This window comes from Pseudomonas moorei (assembly GCF_008801475.1).
Classification (GTDB): domain Bacteria; phylum Pseudomonadota; class Gammaproteobacteria; order Pseudomonadales; family Pseudomonadaceae; genus Aquipseudomonas; species Aquipseudomonas moorei.
In genome coordinates, this window is the sequence record NZ_VZPP01000002.1 from 456,799 (window position 1) to 469,043 (window position 12,245).

At 50.1% G+C, this 12,245-nt stretch carries 10 protein-coding genes and 2 pseudogenes; 7 read left to right on the top strand and 5 right to left on the bottom strand.

Features of this window, described 5'->3' with window-relative positions:
- Positions 1-437: 437 nt before the first annotated feature.
- Positions 438-908 (top strand): annotated as a pseudogene (locus F7R06_RS31350) (TniQ family protein); the annotation flags it as partial.
- A 24-nt stretch (positions 909-932) separates the two neighbouring features.
- Positions 933-2,030, top strand: a complete 1,098-nt coding sequence (locus F7R06_RS05055) for a TnsD family Tn7-like transposition protein (protein ID WP_245706727.1) — start codon at positions 933-935, stop codon at positions 2,028-2,030.
- Between the two features lie 89 nt (positions 2,031-2,119).
- On the opposite strand, the gene F7R06_RS05060 is transcribed toward F7R06_RS05055, so the two are convergent.
- Both F7R06_RS05060 and F7R06_RS05065 read right to left on the bottom strand, forming a co-directional pair.
- Entirely contained in the window at positions 2,120-3,265 is a 1,146-nt protein-coding gene (locus F7R06_RS05060; RefSeq protein ID WP_139204832.1) for a TniQ family protein, read from the bottom strand.
- Between the two features lie 741 nt (positions 3,266-4,006).
- A complete protein-coding gene (locus tag F7R06_RS05065; RefSeq protein ID WP_090327612.1) occupies positions 4,007-5,035 on the bottom strand; it encodes a DUF4238 domain-containing protein in 1,029 nt (342 codons plus the stop codon).
- A 226-nt stretch (positions 5,036-5,261) separates the two neighbouring features.
- Between F7R06_RS05065 and F7R06_RS05070 the strand changes: the two genes are divergently transcribed.
- Together F7R06_RS05070 and F7R06_RS05075 are read left to right on the top strand one after the other, a co-directional pair.
- The gene (locus F7R06_RS05070; protein ID WP_090326879.1) at positions 5,262-5,564 is read left to right on the top strand and encodes a hypothetical protein; all 303 of its coding nucleotides are present in this window, start codon (positions 5,262-5,264) and stop codon (positions 5,562-5,564) included.
- Positions 5,551-7,074, top strand: coding sequence for a hypothetical protein (locus F7R06_RS05075; protein ID WP_139204833.1), 1,524 nt, complete (start codon positions 5,551-5,553; stop codon positions 7,072-7,074). Before F7R06_RS05070 ends, F7R06_RS05075 begins: the two co-directional genes overlap by 14 nt.
- A 37-nt stretch (positions 7,075-7,111) precedes the next feature.
- On the opposite strand, the gene F7R06_RS30990 is transcribed toward F7R06_RS05075, so the two are convergent.
- Positions 7,112-7,609, bottom strand: a complete 498-nt coding sequence (locus F7R06_RS30990) for an abortive infection family protein (protein ID WP_342671326.1) — start codon at positions 7,607-7,609, stop codon at positions 7,112-7,114.
- Positions 7,598-8,110, bottom strand: a pseudogene (locus tag F7R06_RS30995) (AbiJ-related protein); the annotation flags it as partial. The gene F7R06_RS30990 and the pseudogene F7R06_RS30995, both read right to left, overlap by 12 nt.
- 181 nt (positions 8,111-8,291) lie before the next feature.
- Here F7R06_RS30995 and F7R06_RS05085 point away from each other — a divergent pair.
- The 3 genes from F7R06_RS05085 (at position 8,292) to F7R06_RS05095 (ending at position 11,419) form a co-directional block, all read left to right on the top strand.
- A complete protein-coding gene (locus F7R06_RS05085) occupies positions 8,292-8,672 on the top strand; it encodes a hypothetical protein (RefSeq protein WP_139204834.1) in 381 nt (126 codons plus the stop codon).
- A gap of 277 nt (positions 8,673-8,949) precedes the next feature.
- Positions 8,950-9,546, top strand: coding sequence for a GNAT family N-acetyltransferase (locus F7R06_RS05090; protein ID WP_159437830.1), 597 nt, complete (start codon positions 8,950-8,952; stop codon positions 9,544-9,546).
- A gap of 376 nt (positions 9,547-9,922) precedes the next feature.
- The gene (locus F7R06_RS05095) at positions 9,923-11,419 is read left to right on the top strand and encodes a hypothetical protein (RefSeq protein WP_090326889.1); all 1,497 of its coding nucleotides are present in this window, start codon (positions 9,923-9,925) and stop codon (positions 11,417-11,419) included.
- 428 nt (positions 11,420-11,847) lie between these two features.
- Here the strand turns inward: F7R06_RS05095 and F7R06_RS31355 are convergent, their stop codons facing one another.
- Positions 11,848-12,216, bottom strand: a complete 369-nt coding sequence (locus F7R06_RS31355) for an antitoxin Xre/MbcA/ParS toxin-binding domain-containing protein (RefSeq protein WP_090326893.1) — start codon at positions 12,214-12,216, stop codon at positions 11,848-11,850.
- Between the last annotated feature and the right edge of the window lie 29 nt (positions 12,217-12,245).

Sequence of the window (12,245 nt, forward strand, 5' to 3'; positions counted from 1 at the left end):
AGAGAATGGATTGGTCAGCGTCCTAACCTGACTTATCCACAGGGGCCCAAGTTGGCGCTTGGGCTCCTGTCTCTTGGCTTCAAAAGTTTATTTTTATCAATACATGTTAAGTATCCATTTAGCAGGTGTTAGTATTACTTCCGTGGCTAGCGGAAGTGCACGTCTAGTTCGTATGTCTCCCAAAAAAATGGCGAGATCATCGCAACCAAAAAAATGAAATATGTTAACGCCTGAAATTGTTGCGTGACAACAAAAAGAGTGGTGGCGTGGGGAGTTCGACGCCACGCTACCAGCTTTCCGACTCCGAACAGGTGTGTCTTTTCAGGCGAATAGCGCGCAAGGAAATCAAAAAAGCTAGTTGTTATCGCTCGTTGTCATTTCCGGTAGGTTAGTAGGCTCATCTATCATACAGCCCGACCCGTTTGAGGGCTTGGGTGATGGCTCAGCCTGACGCGATACTGCGGTGGTATAACGATGAGACCTTCTTCAGTCTGTGCAGCCGTCAGCACCAATTCTTGGGCCACCTGGATACTTCCAGCACATTAAAATGGCTTTTCGGCTCACCCCGCTGCTCCACTACCCATGACTTACCCAGCAACCTCTGCTCTCTAGATAGTCGGATGACAGCCTGCTGGGGGGATGCCACATCGATCATCCTCGAGCACACCATTCTCCCCTTGTTAATCCCCTTTCAATCCAGAGACCGAATCGACAACGCTGTTCTAGCGATGCAAAGTCCGTCAATTGGATCGATAAAGTACAGTCTGGGCCTTGTGACCGGGCGATTCGGAGCCGAACATCCTTTGAAGGCATGCACATCCTGCATGCGAGAGGATCGTCTAACCTGTGGAGCCGCTTATTGGCACCTTTCGCACCAGTATCCTGGTGTAGTGTTGTGCCCAGTTCATGAGCTGCTTTTAAAGGAGTGCATAGTGAATCGGCAATGGTCGGGGCGCTTTAAATGGATCCTTCCGAGCGAAGAGCTTTTTGAGTCGGACTCGCCACCTTACCCTAGCGACGCAGCTAAAAATGCGCTTAAAAAAATGAGTGAAGCGATACTCGACCTTGTGCATGACGGTAAGTCACGGTGTTTTGACCCGGATAGCGTTTCCAATGTGTACAAGGATGCGCTCGATCTACTTGGAGCAAGCTTCGAAATACGAGAAAGAACAGCAAACTCATTCGCCGAATACGCATCGCTTATTCAACCATATCCGCCATATACCTCCCTTCCAACTACGCCGTCAAAAGCATCGGCTTTTATCTCACAGATGACGCGCAAAGTTCGTGGCAGATGTCATCCCCTAAAGCACTTGGTGCTGATCACTTGGCTATTTGACCGACTTAACATGTTTATCGATCAATACGACGCAAGGAGTAAGGCTGGCTTATTAACAAAATTTAGCAATGCCGCTTTCGCGAAAAATAATCTACAACCTACTACCAGCGAGATGAATACTTTAGTCGCTCGTAGACCAAAGAAATTAAAACCACAATTACGTGTTGCAATCTTAGAAAACCTGATAAAAGGAGAAGCAAAAGATAAAATCTGCTCTAAGTTCAGAGTTTCGATTAGCACCGTTAATCGCCTTCTTTCTTCAGATAGATTAGTAAAAACGTCAAGACAAGAGAAGCAGTTAAGGAAAAACCTACGCACCTATCGTGCACAATGGAATAGTGTGATTAAAGAAAACAGCCAAATGTCCACGAAAGAATTACGATCAAGGACACCCAATCTATATGCTTGGCTCTATCGCAATGATCGTGATTGGCTGCTAGCGCGTAATTCAGAATTGCCGTGCGGACGACTGGGGAATTACTCATCCATAGACTGGGACAAGCGTGATATAGAACTTCAGAATCTGATACTTTCGACGATGCATCGCGCGTATGGCGAGTACGACCAACTGAGAATATCTAAAACCGCGCTGTTCAGCCTGGTTCCAAGTTTGTCTCGTTTGTTAGAAAAACGCACCCATTATCCTAAAACCCGATTGCTTATTAGAGAACTATTACAACGCACGGGGTGATGGGCGCCTCATCATATTAAGCACCTGTCCGGAATCGTATCGCTACGGTGCGCTATTGGGGACCCTTGGCTAATAAGATGAGTAGAACCCTATCCAAAAGCTTCCATTGGTTCGATACTCGGAATAGCGGGGTGTGGCGGATCAGCCAAGCTTGGAGCGAGTTGCCCTCTGCCTTTTTTTACATCAACAAACGAACAGCATGGATAGACTATCGAAATGCTTTTTTTAATGAAATCACCACGCCCAAACCCGAAAGATAAAGGTGATGGGTATGGGCAATACCAGTTGCCAACTCCAAGCGAATAATCCTCGTCCACATAATGGGCAGACTCATGACCTCCGGCCCTGTATGTTGACCATAATGATGTGATGTCGCGTACTTCATCACAGGGCCCAATGACATCCGCGACAAACTCCTGAAATCCATCGTAAAGCATAGTTATAGAGTTAATAATACTGTCGAAATCGACATACTCAAAATAAAATGCAAGATTACTTTCAGCATGTATTTTCACTCGAGCCAGCTGAGTACTTATAATTCGCGAAATTTTTTGTAACTCCTCCTGGTTAGATGTATTCGAAGGCATCTCTGACGGATCTGAAAAAAACCTAACTGACAGTGCTTCTAAGGCGGGTATTAATGATATATGAAATCGGCATTTGTATAAATCATCGATTAACCGTGAGCGCTTTAGCTCCGCAAGGTCGTTGTTCACTCTTGAGTGGCTTTCGCTGAGATACTTTCCGCCACACCCCTCCCACATTACATTACGACTATGTCCTTGAAAGGTAAATGGCTTATCGCAAGCAGGGCATACGGACTCTAAAATAACGTTATGAATTGCACATACGCCAACAGACTCTAGGGAGGCCCTGCGCCAATATGAAAAACCGACTTTCTCGAAATCAGACCTCACGCATTCAGGACAGAAGGTCAATCGCTTCGGAAAAGCAAGGTCTACATCTACGAATTCAGCAATATATTTACTACCGGAATAAGCCATATCCTGTGAACTTTTTAATACTGAAAACAACGGTTGACAGGTGTGGTTATGCAATAGTCGGTTGAAACCAGAGCATCCATGCCATCCTAATAATGATGCAACGTTTCTAACATCTTCGCTTGTGAGGCTCTTAGACGTATACCATTTTGGAAACCGGCCTTTGCCTAGAATAAAGATATTGCGTTCTATAAAGGAGTGAATTGTTTCATCTCGCTGGATACGTAGAAGCATTGTTAGAAGTCACTTTTATTTCATGCGCCAGTCGAAGAGCGTGGGGTATATATCAGAGCTCAAGGCCGAAGCTCCAACAACGGCCTCAATATCACGTCGCGACCTAGAATAGCCGATGAGGCTGCATCAGGTTCCCCAGCCTGCGACGTGATGTCCAAGTGATGAATGGCCGCATGGGACCGTTTTAATTCGCACGCGACCGTTTTAATTCTCAAAAACCAGGGTGAATTTAGAGAATTAAAACTGTCGCGGGCATACCCGTATTTACACGCACAAATCCAATTACGGAGGAAACGCAAAACTGTCGCCCCCCCCCCAAAAACCGGTTTAGGCTTACGCTCTAGAGAATTAAAACTGTCGCAGCCATGTGCGACGCGGTTTTGACGTACATTTCAGAGCACTGGAGGCCACCGACCACGAGTAACATGACCGGGCAACAAGCACAGCGAGATTTCAGCCAGTACCTGATGCATCACTACAACTGGATCCGGCCTAATTAATGTAGCGACGAGTTGACCCCGGGGGAAACCGAAGAAAATCTTAAAATGTGTCCTAGATGAGTTGATCACTACCGTTGGCACATAGCATCCCCTTGGAGACACTTGATAGACCGTCCCTCATGGCGGGCTTTTCTATTTTCGTACCGCATATCAATCAGTGAAAAGTCCCCAGCTTCCCGGCCCACCAAAGCCACTGTGAAGCTAGGAGGCGCCTCCAAAAAGCAGAGGTGATTCAGATCCATCACAGGTCGGGGTAATCGGCTTCCTCTCTCGATTGGCTCTCATGCCATTCCGCCCAACCCTTCTTCTCTGCTTCAAATTGCTCGCGGCACACGGTTCGGGGCTTGTACTCCACAATATCTCGTGTATCAGTTGCAAACACGTAGCGACAAGCGCCGGTCAAAATCATCGTCCGGTAAAATACTGCTTCAGCAAGACTTAACGTGGTGCCGCGCTGAGGGGGTGGAGAGCCAACACACGCAAACAGAAGATGTTTGGGGCTGAGTGGCATGAACAGTTTTGTACCTGGCACTCCCCAACCACCCTCAAGACTCAACGCTCCATCCGCACCAACTCCCACCCTCATGAACGGGTTATCGGTGGTTGGCCAGGTGACCCCAAGTGGAGCGTGCAGGATGGTCCACCGATGATTTGGCAACCGATTGATAGTGCTCTTGAGCACATGTTCGATCTGCCAGAGCCAAAATTTCCGCCCGTTCAGGACCTGCGCTTTAATGCCGTCTTCGCCATCCTCATTTTTCACACGTTGCAGCTTCAGGGGCAGCTTGCTGTAGGGCTCTACAACTGGAGGGGGCTCAGGCTGGGCTCCAACGGCTGAAGCTGCCTCGATTTGGGCCATGGACCATTCAATGGACTCAGACAGTAATGCTTCAAGCGTTTCATTTTGGCGTTTGATAAAGCTCTGCATTTGAGCAGGCGTTCGGACCGATTGCGCAACAGCAAAGCGGAACAAATTATTCCAATCCTCTCGGGTCAATCGCGACTCGCTAACTACTTTTGCTATGGATGCGAGTCCAGGACCTTCGAAATCACGATCAAGCCAGCGCTCGACTTCATCGCTGTCTTCAGCGCCAGAGAAATAGGTATAAAGATGCGGAAGCATGGCTAAGCTTTTGGTTGAAAGCGGCTTCCAGATCGCGCTTTTTTCGTGCGGCACTATCAGTCGGTAGGCAAGGACTTTGCCATCGATCATCCACTGCCGCAGGTACGCCTGAGGTACGTAGTGGTTGTCCTTTTTGAAGCTTTCCATTTCCGACTCTATCCTCAATTGCCCTGCGATATGGCAAGCCGCCATATTCATGTGCGCGACTCGTCAGCAAACCATGTCTCGAACTATCTTGGTGCTGACAACTTGCGCGGACTGGTGGATCCAGCCCTACATTTTCCTATCTGTGCCGTCTTGTAAGATTAGATCCTGTGTCCTGAATGTTGTTGCCGGTACTGTTCGCTCACGACAAACCAATCGGAGTTTTCCCATGAGCCAGAACGTAGTGCTAACCCCCGGCCGTCAGATGTACCACTTCGCCCAGCTTCGCGAGGAGATCGGTGACCTGGGCTTGATCGGCCTAATGGCCGATAGGCTGATGACCACAGCGCATCTCTCGGCCCCAATGGCCGTCCGGGCCGCAGCAGATCAATTTGAGATTCTGGGGGAAATACAAAACGGAGGCACAGTCTTTTCTGACATGCGAACGGCAAAGGGGCTGGGGCGCATGGCCGACAAAAGTGTGGTCTTGACTATCGACGCTTCGAAAAAAATCGATCATGACGGGCAATGATATGAGTCACCAAGAAAAACTGACTGATAGTGATACTCGCTTTGAACCGGGTGTGCCTATCAGCGCTCTTGACGAAAAGACCCGTTTTGACGGTGAGGACTTCTACAAGCACCTCACCGCAGAATTTGACGTGACAGAAAAGGCTTACCAGCCATTGAAGGAATTGCTGGCAGCGTATGGCATCGATCCCCAGGACATTTTAGGCTCTGAGTATCAAGAGGAGCCTGGCTCTCCAAGTCGCGACGACCTTATGCGGTTTGAACAGGCAAAGCTTACAGTCCTCGTGAGGCGGATGTCGGCACGTAGCAAAAAGTGGCGTCCGTATGTGTTGTTCTCAAAGCCATCGATGAGTGCCGTCCTCGGCTCCAAGGTACCCAGCAGCAAGCGCCATAAAAAAAATCGGGACGAGATGCTCCAGTATTACCTCGCCGAGCTTAAGGAGGGAATCCCAAGCTCAGCGCTGGATTCAGCCAAGCCATTGCTTGAGAAATCCATCAATTGCGAACTGCCGGGCGGAATCTTTGAGCAGCGGTCAATGCGAATGACGAAGGCTGTCTCAGATTACCTAGCCGCCCTTCAGCGCCAGCTTTTGGTACAGAATAACCGGGAAAACGGTTGCGCTGATCCATTAAAGGGCTTTGCGTTTTGGCCTACGCACGTCCCACCCGACTATGGTGCTGCTAAAGCGGTGGAATTCGCCAGAAAAGGTTTCGTCTCCACGCTTGAGGGTGTCCCGCCCGATGCATCCAGAGACATGGCAAGAGTCCGCTTGCTCAAAGATCATTTTCTGGATGCAGAAACGTCCCATTGGCGAGAAATGTGCGAGCTTAACAAGACCCTTCTTGATGATTTTCCAATTGAAATAACCAAGCTAGACCTAACGGCAACTGCAGGTGAAATTTTGGCGAATGTCGCTCAGGCTTTCGACGTTGACGTCTGCGAACTGCCCGACGATCTCGTCGGCCAGGCGGAGTGCCTTGTTCGCATCTACGGGCAAAAGCATTGTCCTAATACCGACATGATGAGCCCGTACAGAAAGGCATACTTTGATGACCTCCATGTCGCCCATCAAACAGCGATCGCCGCAGCACTGCTGTTTAGCGTGCAACGAACGTCTCGTCAGGTAACGCTCAGCCTCCCTGGTGAGACTCACTCTAAAATCTATGTGCACAAAGCTTTTCTTTCGGCGCTTGCAGCTAGCGGTGTAGATCTGAAGGAAAGTCTGGACACCAATGTTCAGAAGCTGGCTTTTATGGAAAAGCACATGGACACCAAGGTGCTGAACTACCTAACCTCCCTGTTCTCAGTCGCATCCATGGCCGATGACGGCCAGAGTAGCCACCTTAAAATGGAATACCTAGCGAGTCACCTCAACGTTAAAATCGACCGTACAACTCTCCTCGCTGAGCTTCCGCAGTTACTCAAGCCGTACAGCTGCTGTCTGGCAGATGAGCTCATGGCTCACTTCATGACTGTCTTGAATAAAAACACTGACAACCCCTTAGCGTGAACCCCATGAAGGTTAAACGACTGCTCTACCAAGCTCTTCACCTCTGCGGCTCGGAAGCTTCTCGGTATCGGTGCGTTTCCGATACGAAATCGATAAATGCCACTGCTGCGGCAACCGCAAGCCGAGCATGCCTGGGCTGCACCTTGCCATGTCCGGTACCGTACAAACCTCTCAACTGCGTGAGATTGCTGGTCAACTGAGAGAGGTTGCGGAGGATATTCTTGATGTTTTCAGCGTCCTTAGCTACTTCACTGACTCCGTCGGGAACCAGCTGCAATGCTTTGGTGACCTTTTTCGTCAGATTGCCTAGGTCATCGGCCTTGGTGAACGGAGTTTCTCGTTTCGTGAGAATGGACTTACAGCAGCTTTTTACCAGTTCTTTGGCCGTCCCGATCGCCAATTCGGGGTCTGAATCGACGGCATATTCCCGACGTTCAATTTGCTTCGCCATCGATCCGGCGCTCAGCGTCTCAACAACAACTCTCGCTCGCATGACCGACCTGGTTGCGTTCGCTTCTGTCGAAGCGCTGCTCATCAGCCGGTAGGAAAAGCGTGGGCGGCCGGCGATTTGCTGCTCTTGGTACAACTCCCAGCCAGCGTTCTGGAGTTGATCGTTGAAATGCTCAACTAGCTTAATCGCTTCTTCTCGTTAGGGGCGAACCACGGGATGCACCGTTTCGCAGAGAAACCGGAGAAATGCCTCAGCGCTCCCATCGAAGAGATTGAGTCTGGAGTCGCTGAAGATCCAGTCATCGTTGTTATAGCGATGCTGCCAAATGTCGCCGACGACGTCTTTTTAGCGACTGTCCGTGGAGGGAAGGGTTTCAAGCTCGTACAGCCGACTCGGGAACTCAACATCATTGAGCTCCCCATACCACGGCACGTTCTCTAGACGTAGGCCGTCCGTGATGTTTTGCCGCACCGATTTCGGTAGGTTGGAAGACTTCCCGGAACGCCAATCCACTTGGTACTCACGTGCAGGCCCGATCAGCGCAAAGTACGCGTTGCTTTGCTCGTGCTCAGTTAAGGCACTCATTACCAAAGTCTCCGTTCTTGCAACACGAAGGTGCACCCGGAGCTCAACGGACTGGCTCACCTAATTCATATGGCTATTTTATCCCTCGCTTACCACAACTATTCTGCTGGGAAGCAGGAATCGACGATGCCAACAAATTGGTGATAAAACTCCTTATCGACATAAACCAAGGATATATCCCATGGCTCCACGTACTCCCCCTAAAGCACCCCGCATGGCCACTGGATACGACGCAAGCTATTCGTGTTCTCACTGTGAGACCGACAACCTAGATCGCTTCGAGGATCTGAATGACCGTACGTGGACCTGCAAAACCTGTGACCAACCGGTGCTGGTTGAGCTTGAGGATAGTGACGGCAACAAGCACTTTGTACGCCGCTGCCCAGCCCAGGACCTCGAAGCAGGCGACTTCATTTATCAGGAGCATGATGTAGATGCCGGTGCTATCCAGGTTCTGGCTTCAAGCAAGGCGATGGTCAAAGGAAATTTTTGGCATCTAGCCTTGGAAGGGATTGGTTCTGAGCGTGTCCACCCGGATCGCTACTACAACCGCATTCCCTGAGCCGCAACCAAGTCTACGTCGTGACAGCGCAACTCGAGCTCTATCTACACAGAGCTCTTTTATGTTCGACCATACGATTTGCCTGAGCCGCAGCCTACCATTTGAGCCCGTTGAATGGAGCGCAGACCTCTCCGGTATCCAAGCCGCAACATGTTGGATGATTTTGTCGGATGACAAACTCTAACAGTGGCAGGTACGCTCGGCGCTCTACCCTAGGACAACTGTATCGCCCATGCGAAACGAGCGGGCTATCCAGTCAAAGCAGGAGCGCTTATCTATGCCAGACACCACTCTTTCTGATCAACAACTGATCGACACCTTCCTTCCCCAGATCTTGGAAAATGAAGCCAAAGGCGTGCTTCAGGATCTGCTCGCTCAGCCCATTCTAGCCATGCAGTTTCTTTTCTTTTCAGAAGAGGCAACCCGAAAGGCCATCAAGCATGTGGCGGGAATTTTTGACGAGTGCTACCGGTCAGGGCATCTGAAGGTTGCCATGAGCCATGAAAATGGCTGCCTCTACGGCTATGCGTTGTTGTTCGTTCATCCAGACCCAAACGTTCCACGCTATTGTCACAAAATCTTTGTTTTCCCAGAGTTTCGCGGCCACGGTATTGGCTCACAGATTCTCAATGCGCTGATCGAAGATCCGCGCGATACCTTCCTGTTGTGCGGCTATGACCTGATAGATTTTTACGAGAATGCTGGGCTTGAGCAAAAAGGCGCATTCACGGCTCCAGGGAAGCAACAAGGATTTTCACTAACTCAAGGTATGTACGCAGACCTAGTTGTGATGGGCACACGAGGAGCAAGTGTGGCGGCAGGGGTGTTCATGCTCAACGATGACGACGTAAAGGCGCTATTGGCTTACGCCTGACCTCATTTAAGCAAGCTTTGAAAAAAGCGCCGCACACCACGATGCATGAACTGATGATCAAAGCGGGCTTCAAAGAGGCGTTCAAACGTAGTCTCGATAATTACTGACGTTTGCAAGCAAGCTTGGGGGGTGGACTGTAGCTTCGCCGAAATGAAAGTCAGCGTACAAAATCCTGACAATCACAATAAAGAGCAAATCAGGGGTAATTCAGGCCATCCTTTTTTTGCTGTGACAGAGTGCCGTTCGAAATTTGATTTTTTTCACATGTAACCAATTGATTTTAAACAAAATATTTAACAGCTGTTTTTCACCATGCAAGGAGTATAGATTTTAGATTATAAATAGCGCTCTGTGACATAACGTGAAGGAGGATCAAATGTTCAAGGATGCGCTGGAGGAACAGGGACCTTGCCTAAGTACCAAGCTGGCGAGTTACCTAGTTGAGAAGCACGGCCTCTCTTCTGACGCGGCTCGCCAACGCATAAGCCGTGCTTCAGATGAATTTCAAAAGCTGAAGAGCTTGCCCTTCGCACGCGGCGCGACATTTGTATACCTCAAAATGCAGTATGCGACGGATGAGTACTGGGAAAACCTTTACGAAGCAATTTTCTCCGTCGATGGTGCCTACTCGTGGGCACTAGCTGCTGTACTTTGCCGTGAGATATTGCCAGTCCATCACTTTCACATCGCCTGTGGCGCACCGATAGCTCAGAAGCGGCATATTGCCTCCGCTGCTGTCCTCAAACGCATGACAGAGGCTGGCGTCTTGGTGGTGACAGACCAGCCAGGAATTGGACCATGCGTGGTGACTAGACAGATATCTATAAGCCCGGATTTGGATGCAATCTCAGCCGGTGTCCGTGCACGTCTGATGGCAGAATCAGTGCTTCTCGATAGCATCAAGGAATGGCTACGAAACCTAGCGTTCGCTAGCTACAACAGCGTCCTCCTCCGAGGAGGAATTGAAGAGAAGTTACCTAGCGTCGGCACCTTTAACTGGGATCTCAGCGCTCCGAGCTACAGCACCGCTCTAGCTGATCGTGGCAAAGGCGAACTCAAGCCTGGATTCATCGCGTGCGATGTTCTCCTACTGGACAATGTCAGCGTCAGCGCAATCAAACCTTTCCTCCACAAAGTTAAAACACTCCAAGCATTGGGGAACATTGGTCGCGTGATGTTCCTCTTGGTCGGACAGCGCTTCGAAAACGACGCATTCGCTGAACTGAGATCGGCCGGTGTCATACCCGCGACACCTGAGTCTCTTTTTGGGAAGGACGTGGCTGAGGCATTCCGCGATCTGACCAAAACACTAAAGAACGCCGTACAGGGAGTGGTGGACTCCGGAAAGCTCGACGATGTCATCACAAGGCTAAGCAAGCTCGAGGGGGCTTTAGGGAACATGCGAGGATCCTTCTTCGAACTACTCATTGCCGAGCTCGTTCGGAAGACTTTTCCTGGGGAGGTTCAGCTCAACAAAATCTGCTCGGGTGTGGACGGTAAGGCTGAGGTGGATGTCTGGGCTGTGAAAGACGGAGTTTCAGCCCGATTCATCGAATGTAAAGGTATGGGGCCTGGCATCCTTGTTAGTGATGAGGAGATAGACCTATGGCTAAATACTCGCATTAAGCGGGTCAGGCACCATTTGCAACACATAAAATGGGACAAACCCAAACCACAGTTTGAACTGTGGACGAGTGGACTTCTGTCTCCTGAAGCCCAGCAACGGATCGAAAAAACACGCATCGCAAACAGTGCCAAATTTAACTTGATCGTGTGTGGCCCCGAGGATATTCGACAGGCTGCTAAATCTGTGGGGGATGCGTCTTTACTGAAAACCTTGGAGCACCACTTTATCCCTGTAATTCACCCTTGATTTTTTGTACTCCTTCTAAGTTCAAGGCTCGACTCGATGGTTGGCAGTAGTAGTCAACAATTCCCGGACAAAGAATTGAGTTTTCTTCCGCAATCTCCAACAGTGCGAAGCTGTTGTGCTGATGCGGCCCTGTCCAGTTGTAACGCTGAATGAGCTTTGTTAGTGCATGGAAGTCCTAGCGATAGGCGGACACCATCGCCCATGGTGATGGGATTATGAAGGTGTGATTGCTGGCCGCTTACTGCAGCGCGACGACTAAACCAAGGCAAATTTCACTGGCCCAGGATCCGCTACGGATCGGAAGTGAAGCTTGATAAAGAGCAACCTCAGTCCTGGTGTTAGGTTTGCATAGGCAGCGGGTCGGCGCAGGCGGCTCGATACGTAGGACCACACCGGCACCCCAAATGCCATCCCTGTCCAGCATCGCCTCAGTAGACCCCATATTCGATCCTCATCAGGTGATCAAGGACCTGGGAATAGCCCTTGGCATCTCCCAGTAGGCTACAGGGAGTTCGCTTGTCCAAGGCAAGAGCCGGCCTTGTAAGCCATTCAGACGCTAGTCGATCATTGCCCAGAACGTAAGCAGCCTGATACTGAACCTGATCCCGACGAGCTAGGTAACAACGATACTGGCTGCTCCAGCAACGGGCACGTGCGGAGGGACACCGACCAAGTAAATACATCGCTGGCATATTTGCCTCCGGTAGCTCCCTGTTCCTTTGGATAAGGCTCACCTTACTGCAATAGCCACTCAGAAGCATCGTGGAGAGATGACCGGTAGCATCGACGCGGATCATTGGGCCAGGTCACGAATGAAACACGCGCA